This is a genomic window from Planctellipticum variicoloris, from assembly GCF_030622045.1.
Lineage (GTDB): Bacteria > Planctomycetota > Planctomycetia > Planctomycetales > Planctomycetaceae > Planctellipticum > Planctellipticum variicoloris.
The window spans coordinates 4667328-4690157 of sequence record NZ_CP130886.1 but is presented as its reverse complement, the minus strand read 5'-3'; the positions used below and the strand labels follow the sequence as shown (position 1 = coordinate 4690157).

Annotated in this window: 17 protein-coding genes; 8 read left to right on the top strand and 9 right to left on the bottom strand. The window is 64.6% G+C overall.

Annotation, left to right across the window (positions count from 1 at the left end; genetic code table 11):
* The first annotated feature begins 279 nt into the window (after positions 1-279).
* The 3 genes from xrtE (at position 280) to SH412_RS18265 (ending at position 6958) form a co-directional block, all read left to right on the top strand.
* A complete protein-coding gene (gene xrtE, locus SH412_RS18275) occupies positions 280-1857 on the top strand; it encodes an exosortase E/protease, VPEID-CTERM system (protein WP_336519447.1) in 1578 nt (525 codons plus the stop codon).
* A 55-nt stretch (positions 1858-1912) separates the two neighbouring features.
* Positions 1913-5446, top strand: coding sequence for a bifunctional serine/threonine-protein kinase/formylglycine-generating enzyme family protein (locus SH412_RS18270; RefSeq protein ID WP_336519446.1), 3534 nt, complete (start codon positions 1913-1915; stop codon positions 5444-5446).
* 141 nt (positions 5447-5587) lie between these two features.
* The gene (locus SH412_RS18265) at positions 5588-6958 is read left to right on the top strand and encodes a hypothetical protein (RefSeq protein WP_336519445.1); all 1371 of its coding nucleotides are present in this window, start codon (positions 5588-5590) and stop codon (positions 6956-6958) included.
* Positions 6959-6999: 41 nt separating this feature from the next.
* On the opposite strand, the gene SH412_RS18260 is transcribed toward SH412_RS18265, so the two are convergent.
* The 8 genes from SH412_RS18260 to SH412_RS18225 form a co-directional block, all read right to left on the bottom strand.
* Entirely contained in the window at positions 7000-7299 is a 300-nt protein-coding gene (locus SH412_RS18260) for a hypothetical protein (protein WP_336519444.1), read from the bottom strand.
* A gap of 45 nt (positions 7300-7344) precedes the next feature.
* Entirely contained in the window at positions 7345-8031 is a 687-nt protein-coding gene (locus tag SH412_RS18255; protein WP_336519443.1) for a Uma2 family endonuclease, read from the bottom strand.
* A 227-nt stretch (positions 8032-8258) separates the two neighbouring features.
* Positions 8259-10907 carry a zinc-dependent metalloprotease gene (locus SH412_RS18250; RefSeq protein ID WP_336519442.1) on the bottom strand — a complete coding sequence of 883 codons (2649 nt, stop codon included), beginning with the start codon at positions 10905-10907 and terminating at the stop codon, positions 8259-8261.
* Between the two features lie 406 nt (positions 10908-11313).
* Positions 11314-12051: a PP2C family protein-serine/threonine phosphatase gene (locus SH412_RS18245; protein WP_336519441.1), complete on the bottom strand. Its 738-nt coding sequence runs from the start codon at positions 12049-12051 to the stop codon at positions 11314-11316.
* 109 nt (positions 12052-12160) lie between these two features.
* Complete coding sequence (locus tag SH412_RS18240) at positions 12161-12892, bottom strand: PIG-L family deacetylase (RefSeq protein WP_336519440.1); 732 nt, start codon at positions 12890-12892, stop codon at positions 12161-12163.
* 203 nt (positions 12893-13095) lie between these two features.
* On the bottom strand, positions 13096-13800 hold the full coding sequence (locus tag SH412_RS18235; protein ID WP_336519439.1) for a PTS sugar transporter subunit IIA: 705 nt from the start codon (positions 13798-13800) through the stop codon (positions 13096-13098).
* Positions 13801-14136: 336 nt separating this feature from the next.
* A complete protein-coding gene (locus tag SH412_RS18230; protein WP_336519438.1) occupies positions 14137-15060 on the bottom strand; it encodes a sugar phosphate isomerase/epimerase family protein in 924 nt (307 codons plus the stop codon).
* A 448-nt stretch (positions 15061-15508) separates the two neighbouring features.
* Entirely contained in the window at positions 15509-17200 is a 1692-nt protein-coding gene (locus SH412_RS18225) for an arylsulfatase (RefSeq protein ID WP_336519437.1), read from the bottom strand.
* A gap of 367 nt (positions 17201-17567) precedes the next feature.
* On the opposite strand from SH412_RS18225, the gene lpxD reads away from it, so the two are divergent.
* Together lpxD and SH412_RS18215 are read left to right on the top strand one after the other, a co-directional pair.
* The gene (gene lpxD / locus SH412_RS18220) at positions 17568-18662 is read left to right on the top strand and encodes a UDP-3-O-(3-hydroxymyristoyl)glucosamine N-acyltransferase (protein WP_336519436.1); all 1095 of its coding nucleotides are present in this window, start codon (positions 17568-17570) and stop codon (positions 18660-18662) included.
* A gap of 89 nt (positions 18663-18751) precedes the next feature.
* Positions 18752-19669: an LpxI family protein gene (locus tag SH412_RS18215; protein ID WP_336519435.1), complete on the top strand. Its 918-nt coding sequence runs from the start codon at positions 18752-18754 to the stop codon at positions 19667-19669.
* A 19-nt stretch (positions 19670-19688) separates the two neighbouring features.
* On the opposite strand, the gene SH412_RS18210 is transcribed toward SH412_RS18215, so the two are convergent.
* Entirely contained in the window at positions 19689-20126 is a 438-nt protein-coding gene (locus SH412_RS18210; protein WP_336519434.1) for an FHA domain-containing protein, read from the bottom strand.
* 252 nt (positions 20127-20378) lie between these two features.
* Here SH412_RS18210 and SH412_RS18205 point away from each other — a divergent pair, with 252 nt between their 5' ends.
* From SH412_RS18205 to SH412_RS18195, 3 genes are all read left to right on the top strand, one after another.
* On the top strand, positions 20379-20891 hold the full coding sequence (locus SH412_RS18205) for a chemotaxis protein CheX (protein WP_336519433.1): 513 nt from the start codon (positions 20379-20381) through the stop codon (positions 20889-20891).
* Positions 20892-20991: 100 nt separating this feature from the next.
* The gene (locus SH412_RS18200) at positions 20992-22530 is read left to right on the top strand and encodes an outer membrane protein assembly factor BamB family protein (protein ID WP_336519432.1); all 1539 of its coding nucleotides are present in this window, start codon (positions 20992-20994) and stop codon (positions 22528-22530) included.
* Positions 22531-22602: 72 nt separating this feature from the next.
* Positions 22603-22830 (top strand): hypothetical protein, encoded by a 228-nt coding sequence (locus SH412_RS18195; RefSeq protein WP_336519431.1) that lies wholly within the window; start codon positions 22603-22605, stop codon positions 22828-22830.

Here is a 22830-nt window from a genome sequence, read left to right as displayed (position 1 = left end):
TCGAGTCGTTCACGTCGAAGCCGTTGTCGGCGGCCGATCGGCGACCGCCAGCCATGCCCCGCAATTCTGACGGACCTGTGAAATCAGGTCCCATTGGCACTGCCTCTGGAATCCGCTCTGGCGGCGGCGTAGCGTGTCTGGTCGGGATCAGGGCGGCCAGGAGGGCTTGCGGAACGGCGACGGAATCTGCGGGGTGTGCGGGAAATGTCGGCGAGAGAGTCTCGGCGTCCTCGGAGGCGTCACAGGCGGGCATTTCCGTCGCGGGGGCCGGAACCGACGTTGCTGGCGCGATTGATCGCCGGCGTGTCCCTGCTGGCGGGCGAATGGCTGCTGGTGAGCCTGCTGTTCGACACTGGCGACATGAATACCGGTCGCGAATGGTGGGCGATCGTCGTTCGGAAGGGGCCGGTTCTGGTGCAGATCGGCGTCGGCGCCGGCCTGCTGCTGTGCGCGGGGCTGTGGTGGTCGCTAAGGCCGTCGTTTCGCGAACGGTCGCGCCCCAACTGGAACTGGCTGGCGGCGCACCTGGCGAGTTTCGTCGTGCTGCTGCTGGCGCTGCGCTTTGTCCTGAGCGCCGAATTGCGGACTGCCGCCGACCCGGGACGCTGGGTGGCGGGGACCGGTGTGCTGGCGCTGGTCACCGCCGGGCTCTGGTTCCGGGCCATGATTCCGGCGGCACGGATGCCCGACGCCTGGCGCGGCATCGGGGTCGCCGGCCTGCTGGCCGCGCCGGCTGGCGTACTGGCCTGGGGGGCCGGGCGGGCCGCGCGCGAGCTGTGGCTGGCGCTGCCGGACGCGACGCTGCGGTTCGCCGAGCCACTCCTGCGGCTGACGGGCGGTGAGGTGATCTGCCGCCCGAACGAGCTCGTCATCGGGCTGGAAACGTTTTCGGTGACGGTGTCGGAGGACTGCTCGGGGTATCAGGGGATCGGGCTGATCTGGCTGTTTCTGGCGGTCTATCTGTGGGTGTTTCGCGAAGGGCTGCGGTTTCCCCAGGCGCTGCTGCTGATTCCGCTGGGGACGCTGGCGGTCTATGTGATGAACGTCGTGCGAATCGTAGCGCTCGTGCTGTTGGGGGCCTATGTCTCGCCGGGATTGGCGCTGGAAGCGTTTCATGCGCAGGCGGGATGGATGGCGTTCGATGCGGTGGGGATCGCACTGGTGCTGCTGACGCAGCGGACGTCGTTCCTGTCCCGGAATGTTCCGGGCGCGGCAGTCAACGAACCCGGGCGCGACGCCACCGTGTGGTATGTCGCGCCTTTCCTGGTGCTGGTCGCCAGCGCAATCGGGACGGCGGCATTCAGCAACGACCCGGCGTTGTGGTATCCGGCGCGGATCTCCGCCGCGGCGCTGACGCTGTTGCTGTTCCAGCAGCACTACGGCGAACTGCGCACGTTGTGGTCCTGGGAAGCGGTGGGGTATGGACTGATCGTCGGGGGGCTGTGGCTGCTGCTGGAGCCCGCAGAAACCGGTTCCGGGCGAATCGACCTGCCGTCGGCCTGGTCGCCGATTGCCGTCGATGCCTGGTGGGGATTTCGACTGGCCGGGACGATCGTGGTGGTGCCGCTGGTCGAAGAGCTGGCGTTTCGCGGGTATCTGATGCGCCGGATGGACAGCTTGTATTTCGAGCGAGTGTCGCTGCAGGTCGTTTCGTGGAAGGGGATGATCGGCTCCTCGGTCCTGTTCGGCCTGCTCCATCCGGGGCACTGGGTTGCTGGAACCGTTGCGGGACTGCTCTTTGCGGCTGCCGTCCAGCGCAGGGGACGGCTCCTGGATGGCGTGGTCGCGCACGGCGTGGCGAATGCGCTGGTTGCCGGCGTGGCCGTGGCGACCGGACGGCACGGCCTGCTAACGTAAGTGTGATGTCGAACGCTCCGACTGCAACGGAGCCCAGTTCCATTGAGTGCAAACCATGAGTCCGGAACGCGAGTCGCTGAATTCCCACCAGACCTGGCAGACGCCGTCGGACTCGGTCGAGCAGACGGCGAACTTGCCGGAATCGCCGGGGGATTCCGCGACAGGTCGTGGCGATCAGACGGTGGTCGAGAGTGAATTCGTCGCTGGAGCGACGTTCATCGATGTTGCCCAGGAAGCCGGGCCGTCGCCGGGTGGCGGCCAGACTCTGCAGATGGAAAGCGGTCCGACGAACGGCGGCGCCGATCGGACACTGGTGGACAGTGAACCGTCGGCCGATGCGACGTTCGTGTTGTCGGGCGCGGTACTGTCGCCGGTCGAGGATGCCGGTCAGACGGTTCGGATGGAAGAGGCCGCCTCGTCCGACGGCACGCTGATTATGACGGGCGCGGGGCCGTCCGATCCTTCGAAGACGGAAATTCTCGACGTTTCCGCGACGTTCCTCGATCCATCACAGACCGGCGCCGGCGGCGACGGAACGATCATCTTCGGGTCGAGCGATGGCGGTCCGCGGCCGGACGGGGCGAGCGATCGGACGCTGGTCAGCGGGGACGGCGATACCGATCCGGCGCCGGCGGGCGTCAGCGGGTCGCTGATCGGGCGGTTCAAGGTCGAAAAGCTGCTTGGCGAAGGGGCGTTCGGAGCCGTCTATCTGGCCTACGATCCGCATCTCGACCGCAAAGTGGCGATCAAGCTGGCCAAAACCGGGGTGCTGTCGGGGCGGAAGGATGTTGACCGGTTTCTGCGGGAAGCACGCGCCGCGGCGCATCTGCGGCATCCTAATATCGTGCCGCTGTACGAGATGGGATCGCTGGGAGCGAACAACTACCTCGTTTACGAATTCGTCCAGGGGCGGACGCTGGGGAATTTTTTGAAGGAGCGGAAGCGGCTGCCGCCTGCGGAAGCGGCGGAGCTGATGCAGAAGATCGCCGCCGCGCTGCACTATGCCCATACCGAGAAGATCATTCACCGGGACATGAAGCCGGACAATGTGCTGCTGGACGAAGCGGGCCAGCCCCACATCGCCGACTTCGGCCTGGCGCGGCAGGATGATCGCCGGGTGGGCGAAACGCGCGAGGGCTCATTCATGGGGACCCCACTCTACATGAGCCCGGAGCAGGCCAGCGGCCGGTCGCATGCGGCCGACGCCCGGTCGGACGTCTGGGCGCTGGGGGTGATGCTCCAGGAGATGCTGACGGGAGTGCTGCCGTTCCAGGGGAACCTGACTCAGATCCTGGTGGCGGTCCAGAAGACCGAAGCGCCTTCGATTCGGGCCACGCTGGCCGACTTGCCGCGGGATCTGGAGACGATCTGCCAGAAGTGCCTGACGAAAGACGTCGCGCAGCGTTACCAGTCGGCTGGCGAGCTGGCCGATGAACTGGCCCGCTGGCTGCGGGGCGAGCCGATTCTGGCCCGGCGGATCAGCGTCTGGGATCGCATGTTGCGCTGGAGCCGGCGGCATCCGACGGAGGCCGGGCTGATTGCCGCCGTGTGCGCGACGTTGCTGGTGGGGACTGTCGTTTCGACCTACTTCGGAATTCAGGCCAGCCGACAGGCGGCCCTGGTCCGCAAAGGGCAGCAGGAGCGGGCGCTGGTGCAATTGAGGGCTCTGAGAACGGCAGTCCCGGGCTCGGTGCCGGTTCTGCTGGACGGCCTGCGTCCTGTCCGGGAGGACATTGCGGCTGAGTTGCAGAGCGAACTGGATTCGAAGGACCTGCCTGCAGCAGAGCTGCAGCGGTTGAAGCTGACGCTGGCGAGTCTGTTTCCGGACGATCCCGCCGTCAAAGAACAGGTTCGAAAGGCGGCCGAAGGGTTGTTAACAGCATCCCCCGCGGAACTGGCGATGACGGTCCAGGTCCTCCGGCCGTATGCCGACGACATTGCACCGCAGCTCCGGACCACGGCGGCCGACGCGACGGGTGATCGGGAGCGGCGGTTCCGCAGTCTCGCGGCGCTGGCGACGCTGAAGCCGGAGGATGCGATCTGGAACGAACGGGCCGCGGATCTGGCGGCGGGACTGCTGGCATGCAATCCGACCGAACTGCGGTCGTGGACCGACCTCGCCGAACCGGTTCGGGCGAAGCTGCTGGGAGCGCTGGAAGCCCCGCTCGCAACCGGCGAACCCGCAGTGCAACTGGCGGCGGCGCGCGCATTGGCCCTGTTGTTCGCCGACGCCCCCCTGACGGTCTACGCCGCGGCGTTGAAAGCGGAAGGAGATGCCTTGCAACCGCTGCTGTCGGTCTTGCGCGAACGGGCCGGTGTCGTGCGGCCGAAGCTGCTGATCGACCTCAAAGAGCAGTCCTCGCAGCCCGAAACGGACGCAGAAATCCGGGCCGTGGAGAACCGATTTCTGCTGGCGCTGAATCTGGCGCCGGGTGAAACCCCGTGGGAGCTGCTCGACCGGCAGGATGATCCACGCTTGCGGACCGATCTTATTCAGTCCGCGCCGGTTTCGGGGACCCCCTGGAGAGTGCTGCTGGACCGACTTGCGGAGGAATCGCGGCCCGTGGTCCGCACAGCCCAGGTTCTGATGCTGGCAGGGTATTCACCGGCGGAGCTGCCGCCGGGAGATCGGGCGCGAATTCACGGAACCTTCCTGAAACTGCTGGAAACGGATCCCGATCCCGGAGTCCATAGCGCGAGCCGCTGGCTGCTGGCGCAATGGGGCTATGGGGAGGCCATTGCCGCGGCCGAGCAGTTGCTGAAGACTCCCACGCTGGTTCCGGACCGGGACTGGCACATCGATACCTTGGGTCAGACGTTTTCGGTTGTGCGGGGGCCGGTGACATTTTCGATGGGAGCGGAACCGGACGACGAATCGCAGACCGAGGTCGAACGGCAGCACGTCCGCGTGATCCCACGCGTGTTTGGCATCGCCGACCACGAAGTCACCGTGGCGGAGTTCCAGCGTTTTCAGTCGGAACACGAGGTCAATACGGAGATCAGTCCCGAACCGGATTGCCCGGTGAACGAGGTGAGCTGGTTTGATGCGGCGAAGTATTGCCGATGGCTCAGCGTACAGGCGGGGATTCCGGAGGCCGAGATGTGCTATCCCCCTGTGGAAGAAATCGGACCGGAGATGCAGCTTCCTTCCGACATCTTGAACCGGACAGGCTATCGGCTGCCGACCGCGGCGGAATGGGAATACGCCTGCCGGGCCGGGGCGGCTACGTCGCGGCCGTTCGGCGGATCGCCCCGGTTCGCCGCGAAATATGCCTGGTTCGACCCGAATTCGAACCATCGGACATCGATTGTGGGACGACTGATGCCCAACGATCTGGGGCTGTTTGATATGCATGGCAACGTGCTGGAATGGTGCCAGGATTGGTATTTTGACGAATATCCCGAGGGGTCTTCCACAGCCCCGGCGATTGACGGGGCTGTTTCGCGGGACGGCGTCTATCGCGAAATCCGCGGCGGAGCGTTCGACTCGTCGATCGAGCTGATCCGCACGCCTGATCGGGACTATGATCTTCCCGGCAACAAGAGCTTCGTAATCGGATTTCGGATTGCTCGAACCTATCGCCCGTGAGTACCCTGTTTGTGGAATCGCCAGAGATTGATCTGGCGCATGCTGACCGTGGGGGTGGTCCGGTCTGGTATTGAGTCCTCGGGACTGAATTCGCCGGTCGACGGAAAGAGTCGTCGAAACGGGTGAAAAAAGGCCGTTGCTATGCGCCGCGTCGCGCTTGTCGTCTTTGTCATGTCGTGCCTCGTTTGGGGATTGCGCCCCGGTCTGGCTCAGCAGAACGACCGGAACCGGAGAGGTCCCGCGGCGGGGGCCGATCGCAATCGCGATGCGCGGGGGGACGCCGAGGCGATCGAAAAGAGTCTGCGGAACTATCGCATCCGCCTGTCCGACGACCGGAAAGTGTCGGGGATGGTCAATCTGATCGACCCCAACACGAGCGCCATCGCCCCCGTGACCGATATGACGGTGGCGTTTCTGAAGAACGGCGAACAGAAGGCCAAAGTCGGCCCGGACAAGGACGGCGTGTTTCTCGTCGAGGGGCTGGAGCCGGGAATCTATGCCGTCGTGGGCTGGTGTCGCAGCGGCTATATCGCGACCTCGGTGCAGTTACTGGAACCGAGCGGCGAAGAAAAACGAGCCTGGCTGCCGCCGCGCGACGACGGGCGGGGCAAGTCTCCGTTTCGCCTGGCCCGCTTTCAGGAGGTCGAACATCGGTTGCAGATCGATTCGCTGGCGGTTCCGCCGCGCGATTTCCGGACGGTGACGCAGCTCGTAAAGATGTACATTCCGCCGGCGATCCTGAATGCAAAGCCGACGGAGATGCCGGAGATCGCCAGTCCCGACCGGGAACTGGAGAACGAGGTGGAACCGACGGACGCCGCCCCGACGTCGACGATTCTGCAGCGGCACTCGGTCAAAATCGCCGCGGACGGCAGCCTCTCCGGACGGACGCGCCGCGTTCATCCGGAGACCGGTCGTCCGACCCGGATGCGGCGGATGAACGTGTTTCTGGTGAAGAACGATGAGATCGTCGGCCAGGCGCCGGTGACCGAGACTGGCGAATTTCGCTTCCGGACCGTCGAGCCGGGGCTGTATTCGTTCGTCGCCGCGGGGCTGGAAGGCTTCGCCGCGTTCTCCGTGCAGGTGGTGGGGGCCGACGAGAAAGTGGCCGGGGCTCTGGCGGAACTGATCGTGCCGGTGGCATTTCAGGTGGGCGGCGTGCTGAATATGGACGGGACGCTGATCGACGGCGGAAACATCCCGCTGGCCTACGCCGCTCTCCAGAGTGTGTCGGAGAGCAATCCGCCCGGTCCCGGCGACGGAACCAACGACGGGACTCAGGGGGCCGGCGGTGGTGGGGGCGGAGGCGGTGGCGGTGGCGGAGGAGCGGGCGCCTTCGGGGGCGGTGGTGGAGGAGGCGGTGGCGGTGGTGGAGGAGGCAGCGGAGCGGCCGCCCAGACCACCGGCGTCCCCGAGATTGATCCGGGCTCCGCGGCCGGCGCATTGGCGCTGCTGATCGGCGGAGTCCTGATCCTGACGGATCGCTGGCGCCGGGTTGGCGGGCGGGTGTGAGGGCGGGGAAAACTGGAATCGCGAGCGAGGATTTGCAGACGTCAATTGAGCGGATTGCGGATGACTTCCGCAGTCAACTTGTCGGGCATATCTACAAACATCGTGTCTCGCGTTGTCAGCAAGCCGTCTCCATATTCCTGCTGGACCGCCGCAAGAATCTGCCGAAGTTCCTCCCGTGGGGAGAAATCCTTAACGGGCAGCGTGTACAACTCGCGTGATTTGAGGTTCCAATGCATGCGCATGGCAGAGCGATCGATGTGACGATCGTCCTTCTTGATCGTTCGCACGCGAATGCGACCAGTGTCATCTAATCTCAGCCGGCCAACCAGAAAGTCTGCCATGTCGTGTGACTCCTTGTTGCAGCGACAGTCCGGGCTCTGCCGAAGTCACTCCCCCCGCGTCAGCAGGTCGAACACGACGTGACCGCGCGTGTGTTGCCGCTCGATCAGGTGGAACTTGCGTCCGAAGACGGTCGACGGGCAGAACCCGGCCTCGTCCGCCGGAACGTGCTCGAAGGCCGAGGTTCCCCGTGTGAGAATCTCGAAGACGAGCGGCTTGCTGCGCGCGTCGACGATCCAGTATTCGCGGACGCCCGCCGCATAGTAGGCGGTCGGCAGGCGTTCCAGGTCTTTCGACATCGACGACGGACTGACAACTTCGACGACCAGATCGGGACCCCCTTCGATCTCGATCGCGCCCGTCGCCTGTCGACGTCGGCCGGGAACCAGTCGGACGCGGCCGGCGTCGAGACTGTCGTAACTGATAAACAGGACGTCCGGCTCGCACGACAACTGGGCTTCGGGGCTGACGATTCGCGTGGAATCGAGATGCACGTCGCCCAGATCCTCGGCCCGCGCCAGGTTGGCCAGCACCCGCCCGATCTCCACCTTGGGGCCACTGTGCTCGTAATACTGTTCCGGAGACATGTCGATCATCACTTCCCGATCGAGAAAATCGATCCGTCCGGACTGGGGAAACGTTGCCGATGTCGACCACTTCCGGAAGTCGTCGAGCGACCGGATTCCCGCCGGAATGGCGATCGGTTCGTCGAGGTCGTTCGCGCAGGCGGCCATGATCGGACTTTTCGGAGTTGAGCAAGAATTTGCGGGTGAAGTCGAGCGTCAACCCCTTGAGCTTACGTGGACTCATCGGGCGAGGAAAGGGGATTCCGGGTTCACGTGGCAGGGACGGGCGCTCCTGGCCGAGCAGACCAGCGGGTTGCGACCATCCGGCCGCAAAAAACGCCCCGGAGAATGGCTTCTCCGGGGCGTTGAGAATCGGCGTTCATCGACCCGTCGGATTACTCCGCCGGGGCGGGCGTGCCCGGCTCCCGGAGGAGCTGAATGAACAGACCGCCGCCGGAGCCGGAGTTGACGATCACCCGGCCCTCCAGGACCTGCTTGATCCGTTCGACCGAATCCTGCGTGTGGGCCTTGGAGTAGTCGTCGAGCTTGAGGTCCTCCTTGGCGAGGGCGGCTTCCATCTTCCCCTTCAGATCGCCGAGGTACATCCGGACGAGGACGCGGGCGTCTTCCGGATGGCTGGAGTCCTTGGAAACCATGTCGGTGAACTGCTCGAGCACGCCCCGCTGCAGCGGACGGCGGAAGGTCGATACGAACGGCTTGCGGTTGGTGTACTCGCCGCCGGCCGGGCTGCCGTACTCGCTGAAGATGCCGTCGACGAGGGTCTTCAGGTGCTCCGCAAGCGTGTAGGCGTCTTCATCGGCCTTGACCTTCAGCTCGCCGTCGAGCAGCCGCTGCATGGTCGTCGCACTCAGCAGCGGAACGGTGATCCGGCTGTAGAGTTTGGCGACGGTGTCGTGAACGGGGAAGTCGATCCGGGAGGGCTGGGAAATTCCCCAGTGGTACCACCTCGTTGACGCCAGAGAATTCAGCACCTGCGGGTCGAACGTGGGGGCGTTGAGGGGCTGTTCCAGGAGCAGTTTGACCGCGGCCCGCTGCTGCTGGGCGGTCATGACCTGGAACGGCAGCCGGTTATTGGCGTCTCCCTTGTGGTCGCGGCGGACTTCGATGCCGCCGGGAATGCGGGCGGCGAACTGCGAAGCGCGCCAGCCTTCGCCGAGGACGATCATGAAGGCCTGGCGGGCGCGCTGGTAGCCGTCCCCCTCCTGCAGCGAGCGTTCCAGAATCTTGGGGAGGAGCTCGCGGGTGACGGTGATCTGCCGCTGCGCGTAGGCGACCGGATCCTTGCCAAGGTCGAAGCGGTTCGACATCGGGTCCGGGTCCATCGAACCGCGGGTGTCTTCGTCGGTGGCGTAATCGAGGCCGGGTTCGCCGCTGCGCGAGGCGATCTTGGCGAGTTCGGCGTTTTCGTCGCCGCTGATCACCTTGTAGCCGTACTCGATGGCCCAGTGGTCGTAGGGGCCGATGGTTTTGGTGTAATAGGCGCTCTGCTTCGAGCCGGGCGGGTTCACGTTGACGGGGGAGTAATCCATCACGCTGGCGACGATGGCCTCGCCGGCCTTGTTGGCGTCTTCGATCTCGGCGAGGCTCTTCCAGGAGCTGGCCTTGAAGTTATGGCGCAGTCCGAGGGTGTGGCCGACTTCGTGCATGACGACTTCTTTGAGCGCCTGCTGGAGGAACTCCTCCGGGAGCTCGCCCCGTTTCTCGACGAGGCCGCGCGTGAGGAGCGCGGCGGCGGCGAAGCCCATCTGCTGCTGCATGCCCGTCGCGAGCCGGCAGGCGTGATGGCCGCGCGGACCGGACCCGGCGGCGGCGAAGGCCTCATCGTCGCCGAACATCATCGCGACCGTCGACGGGGTGAAGTTCTCGTACTCGTGCCGCCACGAACGGAGGAAGCTGGCGTCGAAGATGATATCGGCGTCGAGGATCTGGCCTGTCAGCGGGTTGACGCGGGAGGGGCCCATCGCGAAGCCGGCTTCGGCGGTGATCCAGCGGAACGTGTTGTAGTGGACGTCTTCCGGATCCCAGGTGTCTTCGTCGCGCTGCTGCAGCACCTCAATGGCGTTGGCGAAACCGAGAGTTTCGTAGGCCTTGTTCCATTCTTCGATCCCCTCCCGGACGATCGGTCGGAGATTGAACGGCACCGTCTTTTCGAGGTAGAACGTGATCGGCTTCTTCGGCGGCATGAGACGGGCGGCCCCGTCGGTCTTCTGCAGGTCCCAGCGGTTGATATACCGGACGAAGTGCTCGTCGTCGCTGTTGTCGGTGAAGTCCTTGGCGACGGTGAGGAAGTAGCCGACGCGGTCGTCCGCCTTGCGGGGCTTGTAGCCCGTGCTGGGGAGCTGGCTGATGCTGTAGTGGACCCCGACCTGCATGCCGCGGGAATCGGCGATCGTGTCAAACTCGGAGTTGCCGGAATAGATGGCGACGATGTCGATCTCGACGTTCTTCTCGAACGCTTTGACGCGCGAGACGGTCGAACGGTCCATGGCGAACGCGGCGCGGAGCTGCTGGCCGATCTTCTCGTCGTCACTGAGGAACACGCGAGTCATGTCGACCAGCGAACCGCCGCTGGTATCGGTGATGACGGGGAGCGCATAAAGCACGCTGTCGCTGTAAGCCATCTTGACGGCGGAGGCTTCGGGGCTGCCGGGCTTGGCCTTGAACCGCACGTTCTTGCGGAGCACGTGCATCTTGTCGCCGACTTTGCGGAAAGACCAGAGAACGTCGTCGCCCCAGGTCATGCCGCCATACACGGGCATGACGCTCACGCCGCGGGCGATTGACGAGAGGACGATATAGTCCTGGTTGAGCTGCGAGTTCTTGAGGTCGACGAGGATCTGCTGGTCTTTGTAGTAAACGGTCCAGAGCCCTTCGACCTTTTTGGCGTCCTTGATCGCCGCTTCAAACTTGGAAGGCGCTGTGGGAGCCGCCGGCTTTGCGGTCGCATCCTGACCCCGGGCCGGGCCGAGGACGAAGGCCAACAGGCAGGCGACCAGCGCCTGCCGCGAAAAGACTCGGGACATATCTCGTTCCTCAGGTTGCGGTGATTCCGGATCTGCGGGTTGCGCCGGCCTCAGAAGCTGCGCACAACACCCAATTTTTATAGTATGCCACAGCACGCGGCGGAAAATCACGCGTCGAATTGGCGGAAAATGGGGAACATCTGCCGACTGTGCCCGCTGTTCCCGCCGGGGCGGTACGGCAAAGGCGGGACGATGCGAACAATTGTTCCATCAAAAACAGGACGCAGATCTTCGGCTGGCCTCACCGGCCCCCCCCGGGAAGAGCGGACCGGAGACGATTGCCGGCGCCCGCCGTCCTATGCCTCGGAAGTACGACGGACATCCTCGTCCGTCGGCCTTTTTACCAGAACCTCAACGCCACGGAATTCGGCCGACGCGGTCGGCCGTCGTCCGGAGATCCGACCAGTCAGGCTCCGTCGACCAGCACGACGATGCAGGTGATGTTGTCCTGCGAACCCATGTCGTAAGCGGCCTGGACGATCTGCTCGGCGATCTGGTTCGGGTCGTTTCCGGAGCCGAGTATCTGCGCGAGGTGGAGCTCATTCAGGGAACCGGTCACGCCATCCGTGCAAAGGACGTAGCGGTCGCCCGGACGGATCTCGATATGTCGGGGCGAGGTCGGATTGCCGCCGGTTTTTTCGCCGAGATAGCGGTACAGGACGTTCTTGTACCGATGCGTCAGGGCCTCGTCGGGGGTGATGGTCCCGGCATCGAGCAGGGCTTGAACCAGAGAATGATCGGTCGTGAGCAGCTCCAGCTTGCCGTTGCGGAGGAGATACGTCCGGCTGTCGCCGACGCCGCCGACCAGAATTCCGTCGCCCGCCCGGACCAGGAAGGTCACCGTCGTCCCCATGTTGTGAAAGCGGGGATCGAGCTCGCCGAGGGCGAGAATCTCAGAATTCGCGGCGGCGATGGCGGTATCGATCGCCCGGACGGCCTGATCGCTGCTGGCGTTGTTCCAGTCGAGCTTGGCAAGCTGCTGCGGGATGATTTCCATGGCCAGCGCGCTGGCTTTCTCCCCCGCCGACTGTCCCCCCATGCCGTCGGCGACGAGGAAGTAGCGCTGATCGGGGTCCGCGTGCAGATTGTCCTCGTTGTTCGAGCGTTTGCCCGTGATCGTTTTGGAGCCGGCACGGATCTGCATAACGCAACTTTGCTGTCCCGAGGAAAACCAGCGCCGGAAGGTCGAGAACAAACTGGCGATCACGTTGCACAATCCCGACCGGCTGATATCGCACCTGTCCGCTGACGTCTTACGGACACACCACCTGCATCAGATCGCTCACCCCCAGCATGCCGGCGGTGATCAGCACCTCTCCCGCTTCAAACCCCGCTCCGGCGCCCCAGGTTCGGGCCAGTCCCTCCACCATGCGGAAAACACGCTCCTTCCCCGCGGGGAACTGCGACTGATAAGCCCGGATCGCCTGGAATTTTAGCTCCAGCGTCGAGGAAATATCCACAACCACCCGTCCGCCCCCTTCGGGGAGATCGGGAGAGGCGAATCCCAGCGGATACCAGAGCTGCTTTCGCACCGTATGCACCGGCAGGCCGCCGAACTCGTCGTCCCATTTGGAGAGCCGCGAGTAGAACACCGCCGCATCGGTAATCTGCATCGCCTGCCAGTGATCGGGCGAGGCCATCGGGGTCTTGCCGGCGATGCCGAGGACCATTTGCGGGCGATAGCGCCGAAAGACACGGGCCAGGGCAATGCGGGCGGAGATCGAATCGAACAGGACGCGGTTCGGGAGAGGGAGCGTCTCGCGGACCTGGACTCCCAGGATCCGGGCCGCCTCGCGGGCTTCGGCGAGGCGCGAATCGGGGCCGGGGCTGCCGGGCGTCGGTTCCCCATTGGTGAGGTCGACGATTCCGACGCGGTAGCCCTGCTGAACCAGCCGGGCGAGCGTTCCTCCGCAGGCGATTTCGACATCATCCGGATGAGCGCCGACGGCGATCACATCCAGAGCGTCCGGAAGTTCGAGCGACATGAAGGAACGATCCGTCGCGATGAGAATTCAGGAAATTCGGAGGCGAGACGGGACGTCTCGATGCTGCTGACAGGAGTTTGCCGGAACGACGGGCAGTGGTCAAGCGTAAGTCTTGCCCGATACGAGTCTTCCGCAATGGTCGATCGGGATTTGTTGCCGACGGCGAGGCCTCAGGTCCCCCCCGGCCGCGGCGCTGGCGCCAGCTACCGGGGCAGGCTGCGATCGGCATCGCAAATGATCTGGTAGGCGGCTTGACTATCCTCGGCGGCCCGCAGATCGTCGAGGAACTGCGGCTGCTGAATCATCCGGCCCAGTCGCGCAAGAACCTGCAGATGGGTCCGGCTGTCGCGACACAGGACCAGAAAGAACAGGTCGGTCAGGCCGCGATTGGGGCCGCCGAACGGAATGCCGGACAACGTCCGTCCGAACGCAATAATCGATTCGCCGAGCGCTTCGGGAAGCGGGTTGCGGGGGTGGGGAATGGCGACCCCATTTTCGAACGCAGTCGACATGACCGCCTCGCGTTCCTGAACGGCATTGAGCAGGACGGCGGGCTGCCAGATTTGCCAGGTTCGACCGGCCGCTTCGACGAGACCTTCCAGGACCGACCGCTTCGTGCGCGCTTCCAGCGGGACCTGGACGGCCTCAAGTCGCAGCAGGCTGGCGACGGGCTCGCTTTCGCGGACCTCGTGGGAGCGGTGGGTCTGCTCGACGACCACGAGTTCCCTGTCGGTGTACTCGCGCATTTCCTGTTCGAGCCAGTGCGTCACTTCGGTCGGATGGAACTGCCACTCCCCACCGATCTTGCGCCCCGGAATTCGTCCGCGCTGGACGAGTTTCTCAATCTCGCGACGATCGCGTCCGAGCTGCTGAGCCAGTTCGTCGAGGCTGTACCAATCGTGGGACATTGAGCAACGCCGTGGGTTGAGTGAGGCAGGCAGGGGCACCAGCAGTCGACCGTCACGGCGATCCACGCACGGCAAAGTCTGTCGTGGCGGACGCTGTTTCCGGCCAGGTTCTCGGCAGGAACTTCGCGACGGGCGTCGCAGAAGTCAATTCAACGCGTAGCAGCACCCTGCCGCAGCCTGGAACCGCACGCATCGTGCAGCCCGAAAACCTGGCAGGAAAGTCAACAAAACCAAATGCAGTGTAACGCTCCTGCCGGCCTGTGTCCCCTCCAAAAAGTCCCAGCGGCCTCTGTCATCCGTCCACCACGTCGAATGACGCGGCCGCCGGATCAACGGCTAGCGAGCGGCCTGTCGCGCCGGTCGCCCGGCCGAGGCCGGTGCAGCCGACTGCAGATCGTGCAGCAACCAGGCAAGCTGGGCGCTGCTGGCCGAACGCCAGACCGACTCCGACCAGCACTGAACGTCGAAGTAGCCGGCATAGCCTGCCGCCGCGAACCGACCAATCCAGTCGTTGACCGGGACGCGCCCCTTGCCGGGGAGCGCCTGATCGTACTCGTGGACGGGGCTGGCCGGTCCGTCGCTGACGTGGACCAGACTGGTCCGCGGAGCGATCTCTGCGATTCGCGACTCGAACCGCGGCTCCGAGAGCCACAGGTGATACATGTCGCAGGCCAGTCCAACGGACGGATGCCGGACGGCGTCGAGGACTTCAAGGGCAGGGTCGAGGCCGTCGAGAAACGACCAGCGCCGCCCGAGCGGGGAGAGCGGGCAGAGGGCGAGCTGGACGCCACGGTCGGCGGCAAAGTCGGCCAGCGCCCGGAGCCCCCAGGCGACAAGCCGACGGGCATGGCGGACGGTATGACCGGCGCGGGCGCCGCTGTAGATCACCAGGGTCTCGGCGTTAAGGTCACGCGCCTGCCGGATAGCGTCGCGTCCGTCGGCGACGGCTTCCTCAAACGTCATGCCATGCGAACCGGTGAAGAAGCCGGCCCACGACAGGGAGGCGACCGGAACCTGCGCGTCGTCCAGGTCGCAAGCGGTGAGGAACTCATCGTCGAGCTTGTTGCGCCAGAGGCTGATGGCGTGATAGCCGGCGGAGCGGATCTCGCGAAGCTCGCGGGGGAGGTCCCAGCGATAGGTCGTCATCTGATGCAGAGCGAAGCGCGGGATCGGTTCCGCATGGGCTCTGCCATTCATCAGACGGTCCGGATTGAGCGAGTCGGTTCGCAGCGATTCGGAGGAATCGGAAGTGTCGGTCACTGATTGGCATCCCTGAGGGGGAGGGATTGGCTGAGACCCCAACGAGGTCGTTGCCGGTCATCGCGCTCGCGGAGCAGCGATTGCGATGAGGGGAGATTGTGCGCCGCGCAGTCGATGTTGCCAAGAGCAGCAGCACGCAAGAAAGGCACATTCTGCGAAAGCGGTTTTCCGCAGCATTTCGACGTTGACGAAACGCGACATGCGAGTTCTCGGAAGAGGCGGGCTTCGCTGAGAAGATGGGGGACTTGTTCGGAAACCGACGGTCGACGATGTCATGGTCTGGATATCGAACGGCGCGCAATGAATGTCAGGTTGAGCGATTGGGGCGGGGGAACGCTCTGAGTCCGCAAAGGACGTGGCCTGAACTCCAGTGCGAGCCGGAAGCGTCAGCGCCCGGAGTCATCGTCTCTCTGACCAGATACCGCTTCGGTGTGAGAAGAGAGCAAAACTACTCCACCTTCCGCGCCGTCACAAAATACGCCCCGCGCTCCAGCGCTCCCCCCTCCAGCCACGTCTGCAGCCACATCGCGCCGACCGCAAGCTCCAGCGATACCATCGCCGACTTCGCGGACAGCTCGACATCGACGGAGCCCATTGCTTTCCCCACTTCCACTCGCACCCTCGTTGCTTGCAGGACTTCTTCAAAACCCGCCGGACGCGAGCGCAGCGTGAACTCATACGTCCCCGGCGTCTTGACCTCGATCCACCAGCGACCGTTCGCCGCCGGGTCGCGCTGAATCAGCGTCTGATTCCAGGGGCATTGCTTCTCCTCCGTGTGCCAGTCGTGGCAGTTGAGTGCTACGACCGGGCTGCCCGGACGCCCCAGTTCAATCGGCACGGCCGGTTCGAAGTCCTTGCTCAGACTCTCCCACCAGCGCTCATAGTCGCCCCGCAGTTGCGCGACCAGATCGGGGTGATTGCTGGCGACGTCGCGTTTCTGTTCGGGATCGGCGGAGAGGTCATACAGCTCCTTGCCGTCGACGAGTCGCCAGCGATCGGTCAGCACCGCGCTCGTCTTCCACTTCTGCGGGAACGGAATCCGTTGCGAATGAACAAACAGCGTCCGGGCCGGCCACTCCCGTTTCTCGACGCCGCGCAGCAACGGGGCCAGACTGCGACCGTCGAGCGGTTTGGTCGGCGGGCAGGTCAAGCCGCACAGCTCGACCAGCGTTGGGAGCAAGTCGATGTGTGCGGTCAGCGGCGTCACGTCGCGTCCGCCGCGCAGACCTCCCGCCGGCCAGTGCCAGAAACAGGGGACCCGGTGGCCTCCTTCGTACTGCGAACCTTTCTTGCCGCGCAGGCCGCCGTTGGGACCGGCAGCGGTGCCATTGTCGGTGGTGAAGAGGAAAATCGTGTTCTCCGCGAGGCCGAGCTCCTGCAGCCGTGCCCGCAGGCGGCCGACGTTCTCGTCGATGTTGACCAGCATGCCGTAGAACTCGGCCCGGGGCGACGCAATGCCCGCCCGCTTGAAGGGCTCGCTGGACTTTGGATCGACCAGGTACGGACCGTGCGGCGCGTTGGTTGGCAGATAGAGAAAGAACGGTTCCTCGCCCGGCTGTTCGAGGAACTTCGTCGCGGCGGCGAAGAACACGTCCGTGCAATATCCCTGCTGCGGTTCGGGCTGGCCGTTGTGCCAGTACGTATCATCGAAATAGTCGTTGCCCCAGAAGTCAGGCGTCTGCCCGACTCCGCCGCCGCCGTGGACGAGGCATTCGTCGAACCCCCGATCCTGCGGCCGGAGCGGGGCGGCATCCCCCAGGTGCCACTTACCGAAGATGCCGGTCCGGTAGCCGTTGTGCTTGAAGACGTCGGCGACCGTGGTTTCGTCGGCCCGCATCAGCGACCGGCCGAGGATCGTATGCCAGACGCCGGTTCGGCTGGAGTAACGCCCCGTCATCAGCGCGGCCCGCGTGGGGGAACAGGTCGGATCGACGTGGTAATTCGTCAGCCGGACGCTGTCCTTCTGGAGCGCATCGAGATGCGGCGTCGCCAGTTCGTCGTTGCCGTGGCAGCTCAAATCGCCGTAGCCCTGATCGTCGGTCATGATCAGGATGACATTGGGTTTGGGGGCGGCGGGGAGTGACAGGGGCGTGCAGAGAAGCGCCGCGATCAAACTTCCCAGGCGAATGCGGGCCTGCATCTCGACAACTCCTGTTGGGGCTCCGGCCGGCTGAACTGCCGAGGCATCTTCGGCGCTGCGCGGCGGCCTGGCAAGGTTGGGACGACGCCTGCCCGCGATTCGTCGCCGGTCGTCGTCTTGCAGCAGGCTCGCCGGATTGACCGGCGAAGCTTGGAATATCCCACGCGGTCAGTCCATGTTTCGCAGTTCTTGTGCCGAGGGGCGGGGAAATACTGGGAAGCGACGCGGTTCGCGTCGGGATTCCCCCCTTGCGTCGCGACGACGTTCTCGTCTACAACTTGGCATTCAATGCGAAGTTATGGCCGGGCGGAGTCCCGGTTGCGTATGCCGACTGCAGCCTGCCCAGCCCCACGGAAAGGACTCCGGGATGTCGCTCACCGCGGCCGACCTTGCACGCCTGGTTTCAGCGGAACTGTTCGGTCCTGCCGACCGGTCGATCACCGGCGCCGCGGCTCTGGAAGAAGCCGGACCGGAGGATCTGTCGTTCGTCGCCGATGCGCGGCAATTGAGTCGGATGGGAAACTGCCGCGCAGGAACTCTGCTGGTGCCAGCTTCGCATGCTGCGGCCCTGGCGGCTGCGGCTCCCGCCGTCACGATGCTCGGAGTGGCCGAACCGCAACGGATATTTCAGGAACTGCTGCCCCGCTTTCGCAACGTCCGCCCGCGGCCGGCGCGGGGCGTTTCGCCGCACGCTTTTATCAGCCCGACGGCGACCGTGGGGCCCGACTGCTACGTCGGACCCGGAGCGGTGATCGACGATGAGGCCGTGGTCGGACCGGATTGTGACATTTATCCCGGCGCGGTGATCGGTCGCGGCTGCCGCGTCGCGGAGAGCGTCACGCTCCATCCGCACGTCGTGCTGTATCACGACGTGCAGGTCGGCGCGCGAACCATCATTCATGCCGGAGCCGTGATCGGGGCCGACGGCTTCGGCTACCGGTTTGCGGAAGGAGCCTTCCAGAAGATTCCGCAGCTCGGACACGTCGTGATCGAAGAGGACGTCGAGATCGGCGCCGGGGCGATGGTCGATCGCGGCGCGATCGGAGCGACCGTGATCGGTGCGGGGACCAAGCTCGATAATATGGTCATGGTCGGGCACAACTGCCGGGTCGGCAAACACAACGTGATTGCCTCGCAGGTCGGGCTGGCGGGTTCCTGCAGCACCGGCGACTACGTCCGGCTGGGCGGACAGGTCGGCGTGTGCGACCACGTTCACATCGGAACGGGCTGCGCGATCGGCGCCAAAAGCGGCATTCATAAGAGCATTCCCGCCGGGGAAACGTGGGTCGGTTATCCTGCAACCCCCGAGGCGGAGCAGAAGCGGCTGCTGTTTTCTCTGAAACGCGTCCCCGACATGCGGACTGACTTCAAGGCGCTGCAGAAGCAAGTCCAGGAACTTCAGGCCCGTCTGGAAGCACTGCAGGCGGCGCCGGACCTGCCCCCGTTGCGGGCCGCGGGTTAGTCCAGATGTTTGCATAAGTTCGAATCGGCTCAGGCGGAGCCTGAGCGACGAAGTCGGCCTCGATTTCGTCCAGTGGCAGGGAGACCACGATGGCTGTTTCTTCCCCGACGATCCTTCAGCTCGCGGAGACTCCGTCCGCAGACGCGGGCCGCCGGGTCGGCTTGCTGGCCGGCGCGGGGCGGTTTCCGATCGTCTTTGCCGAAGCGGCCCGTCGTCAGGGGCACCGGGTCTATACGCTCGGCGTGCAGGGGATGGCGGACGAGGAAGAACTGACGCAGCTCTCGCATCGCTATTCTCCCATCCCCCTGGCGCGCATCGGCAAAGCGATCCGGCTGTTCAAGAAATTCCAGATCGATCACGTCGTGATGGCGGGGAAGATCGAGAAGACCGTCCTGTTTCAGCCGTGGCGGATTCTGCGTCTGCTGCCGGACCTGCGCACGCTGCATATGTGGTTTCGCTACGCGATCAACGACCGCAAAGACGACACGCTGCTGCTGGCGGTGATTCGCGAATTCGAACAGGATCAGATCTGGTTCCAGTCGGCCCTCGATTACTGTCCGGAGCTGCTCGTGAAACACGGATTTCTGACGCGACGTCATCCGACCGACGCCCAATGGCGCGACATCCGGTTCGGCTGGGAACTGGCCAAAGAGATGGGGCGGCTGGATATCGGCCAGTCGGTCTGCATCAACGACTGCGCCGCGATTGCGGTGGAGGCCATCGAAGGGACCGACCGCTGCATCCGACGCGCGGGGGAACTCTGCCGCCGGGGCGGGTTTACCGTCGTGAAGGTCGCGAAACCCCAGCAGGACCTGCGGTTCGACGTGCCGACGATCGGAGTGCAGACCATTCACACGATGGCGGAGTCGGGGGCGCGGGTGCTGGCGGTTGAATCGGGAATGACGATTCTGCTCGATGAGCCGGAAGTCGTCCGACTGGCGGACAAGCTCGGGATTGCCGTCGTGGCCATCAACGCGGACGAAGTATCGCTGCGAATCGCTTCATAGGCGCGAGGGCCGGGCGAAGTCAATCGTCCTCCCCGAGCATGCGGACGTCGCTGTCGGACCGGTCGCTTTCGGGCTCGACAAAGCCGAAGTACTCGACGATTTCGGCCTGCGGCAAGACGATTTCTTCGGTAACGGCCCGATCGTCCGGTTCTGCATCGGCCTCCGGCGCATCGGGACCCATCTCGATCCGGAACTTCTCGCTGGCAAACGAAAGTTCGTCTCCCGGCAGGAGGGCTCCGCGAACCACCCGCTGACCGTTGACCTTGGTGCCGTTCGTGCTGCCGAGGTCGCGGATGAACAGCAGCCCGTCGGTGCGGACCACGATGCAATGCATCTTGGAAATGCTGTTTTTATCCAGGACCACGTCGCAGGTTTCGGGCTGACGCCCGACGACCGTCACATCCCGGACAATTGCAATCGGCTTGCCGCCGGCGACCGGGATCAGTTCCGCACGCATCTGCACCGCTCCAGCAAGATCGGTTTCGCCTCAGCACCATTCTCCGTCGGGATTGCCTGTCGGGCAAACGGTCGACAGAGTTCAATCTGCTCACGTGGACAAAATGTCTGGCCGTATCGTATGCACAACCCGCGCCAGCAGCACCATACACCGATCGGCGGCGTGTTTCCCCGGTGCGTCTCCGATCAGAGTCTCGGTCGCACGCCCCGAAATATGCTAGCTACCTTTGAGGAATTGTCCTCGTTTGGGCCAATGATGAACGTCGAAATCATCAATCCGTTCGTGATCGCCACCGTCGCACTCTTCGACAAAATGCTGCAATGCCGCCTGACCCGCGGCGACCTGGCCCTGATTCCCGCCGTGCAGCACTACCACGGAGTCACAGCGATCATCGATCTGACCGGCGACTGCAATTGCCGCGTCGCCCTCAATCTCTGTCGCCCGGTCGCCCTGTCCGCCACGTCCCAGTGGACCGGAGAATCGGTCTCGGCCATCAACGCAGACGTCGTCGATACCGTCGGCGAGCTCGTCAACATTATCGCCGGACAGGCACGCGCGCAACTGGAGCACCTTCCCTTGCAGATGGGACTGCCGCAGGTGCTCAAAACCCCCACGCATCGCGTCGAGTTTCCAAACGTCATGCGAGCCATCCATATTCCGTTCCATTCGGAATGGGGGCTCCTCTCGGTCGACGTCGGGATGGACAGCCGCTCGCTCGCCGTCGAGGCCGCCAGCGCCGACGTCGCCCCCGTCGCGACCGCCTGATCGTCGGAGACATTCCCCCTTTCCCGCCTCGGCCCGATCCGTCATAGTCGGGATGTGCTCCTCGCGCGTCTTTCCATCCCGTCTCACGGAGTTCGATTCCATGATCACAACCGTTGCGCGCCGGCTGGCCTTCGGCGCCATTCTGGCGGCGTTGTTCGCGAGCGGCTTGACGGCGACCCACGCGGCGACGGTGACCGGGACGATCGAATCCGTCGATGCCGACGCCGGCACGATCACCCTCTCCGTCCCCAGGAAAGACGAACCCCAGACGCTGACCCTCAAGGCCGGCGCGTCGATCACGATCAGCGGCAAGAAGTCGATGCTGGCCGATCTCCAGCCCGGGCAGGCCGTGACGCTGACGACCGACCGCGACAACGTCGTCCTGAAAGTCGCCGCCCGCAACGCTCCCGCTCCCCGCGGAAAGGCAGCCCGCAGTCCCCTGAAGACGGGACTGGCGAAAGTGGAAGCCGGCGACTGGCCGCAGTACCACGGCCCGAACCGCGACAACATTTCGGCCGAGACCGACCTGCTCGATCGCTGGCCCGCCGGCGGTCCCCCTCTCGCCTGGAAGTCCGACCGGTTGGGAGAAGGCTACTCCAGCGTCGCGATTGTCGGCGGCCGGATCTATACGATGGGCAATCGCGGCGACGACGAGATGGTCCACTGTCTCGACGCCGCCGATGGCAAGCCGATCTGGTCCGCGCGCAACGGGGACGCCTACCGGGAAGGTCAGGGGAACGGACCGCGCGGCACGCCGACCGTCGATGGCGATCTCCTGTATGCCCTGGGGGCCAACGGCGACCTGTCCTGCCTGAAGACCGCCGACGGCGATGTCGTCTGGCAGCTCAATATCCTCAAGGAATTCGGCGCCGGCAATATCACCTGGGGAATCAGTGAGTCGGTTCTGATCGACGGCGACAATCTGATCTGCACGCCGGGAGGCAAGTCCGCCACGATGGCGGCGCTCAACAAACTGACCGGGAAACCGGTCTGGTCGGCAGTGGTCCCCGGAAATCCGCAGGCCTCCTATTCGTCGATCATCCCGGTCGACGTCGGCGGAATCCGTCAGTACGTCAACTTCACGCACACGGGAGTGATCGGTGTTCGCGCGGCGGACGGCCGCCCGTTGTGGGGAGACACGACCGCCGCCAACGGCACCGCCAACTGCTCGTCGCCCGTCGCGAGCGACAACTTCATCTTCGCCTCGTCCGGATACGGTCAGGGAGGGGCGCTGATTCAGCTCATCCCGTCGCAGAACGGCAGCGTGAACTCGAAACTGGCCTATCCCTCCAAGGAGATGAAGAACCACCACGGCGGAATGATCCTGATCAAGAACCACCTCTACGGCTCGGACGACCCCGGCGTCCTGAAGTGCCTGGATCTCAAGACCGGCAACGTGATCTGGCAGAATCGCTCCGTCGGAAAGGGCGCGCTGACCTGCGCCGACGGCAAGCTGATTCTGCGCAGCGAGGCCGGCCCCGTCGCCCTCGTCGAAGCCAGTCCGAAGGCGTACGTCGAGCTCGGGCGTTTCGACCAGCCCGACCGCAGCGAGAAGGCAAGCTGGTCGCATCCCGTCGTCAGTCACGGCAAACTCTACCTGCGCGACATGGATCGACTGCTGGTTTACAATCTGAAGTGATCCAGGAATGGCTCCAGGCCGTTATCCAGCTTCAGTAGCTGACCGGTTGGTGTCGGGACGGAGGGACGCACAATGAATTCCGGTGTCGGAGTGTTCGAACTGCTGATTCTGTTCGGGATGTTCGGCGGGATTCTGATCATCCCGATGGTCTGCTTCTGGAAGATCTTTGAAAAAGCCGGCTATTCGCCCTGGCTTGCACTGGGATTCCTGCTGCCGGTCGTGAACCTGGCGCTGCTGCTGTTTCTGGCCTTCAGCGACTGGCCGGCCCTCAAGGGGAACGACCGATCGGCCGAGTTCTGA

What these genes read in the sequence shown, in the direction of transcription:
- SH412_RS18235 (WP_336519439.1), bottom strand. Translation starts at nt 13,800, where the DNA reads ATGTCCCACGATTGGTACAGCCTCGACGAACTGGCTCAGCAGCTCGGA.
- SH412_RS18240 (WP_336519440.1), bottom strand. Translation starts at nt 12,892, where the DNA reads ATGTCGCTCGAACTTCCGGACGCTCTGGATGTGATCGCCGTCGGCGCT.
- SH412_RS18260 (WP_336519444.1), bottom strand. Translation starts at nt 7,299, where the DNA reads ATGGCAGACTTTCTGGTTGGCCGGCTGAGATTAGATGACACTGGTCGC.
- lpxD (WP_336519436.1), top strand. Translation starts at nt 17,568, where the DNA reads ATGTCGCTCACCGCGGCCGACCTTGCACGCCTGGTTTCAGCGGAACTG.
- SH412_RS18270 (WP_336519446.1), top strand. Translation starts at nt 1,913, where the DNA reads ATGAGTCCGGAACGCGAGTCGCTGAATTCCCACCAGACCTGGCAGACG.
- SH412_RS18215 (WP_336519435.1), top strand. Translation starts at nt 18,752, where the DNA reads ATGGCTGTTTCTTCCCCGACGATCCTTCAGCTCGCGGAGACTCCGTCC.
- SH412_RS18250 (WP_336519442.1), bottom strand. Translation starts at nt 10,907, where the DNA reads ATGTCCCGAGTCTTTTCGCGGCAGGCGCTGGTCGCCTGCCTGTTGGCC.
- SH412_RS18225 (WP_336519437.1), bottom strand. Translation starts at nt 17,200, where the DNA reads ATGCAGGCCCGCATTCGCCTGGGAAGTTTGATCGCGGCGCTTCTCTGC.
- SH412_RS18245 (WP_336519441.1), bottom strand. Translation starts at nt 12,051, where the DNA reads ATGCAGATCCGTGCCGGCTCCAAAACGATCACGGGCAAACGCTCGAAC.
- SH412_RS18210 (WP_336519434.1), bottom strand. Translation starts at nt 20,126, where the DNA reads ATGCGTGCGGAACTGATCCCGGTCGCCGGCGGCAAGCCGATTGCAATT.
- SH412_RS18205 (WP_336519433.1), top strand. Translation starts at nt 20,379, where the DNA reads ATGATGAACGTCGAAATCATCAATCCGTTCGTGATCGCCACCGTCGCA.
- SH412_RS18265 (WP_336519445.1), top strand. Translation starts at nt 5,588, where the DNA reads ATGCGCCGCGTCGCGCTTGTCGTCTTTGTCATGTCGTGCCTCGTTTGG.
- SH412_RS18195 (WP_336519431.1), top strand. Translation starts at nt 22,603, where the DNA reads ATGAATTCCGGTGTCGGAGTGTTCGAACTGCTGATTCTGTTCGGGATG.
- SH412_RS18200 (WP_336519432.1), top strand. Translation starts at nt 20,992, where the DNA reads ATGATCACAACCGTTGCGCGCCGGCTGGCCTTCGGCGCCATTCTGGCG.
- SH412_RS18255 (WP_336519443.1), bottom strand. Translation starts at nt 8,031, where the DNA reads ATGGCCGCCTGCGCGAACGACCTCGACGAACCGATCGCCATTCCGGCG.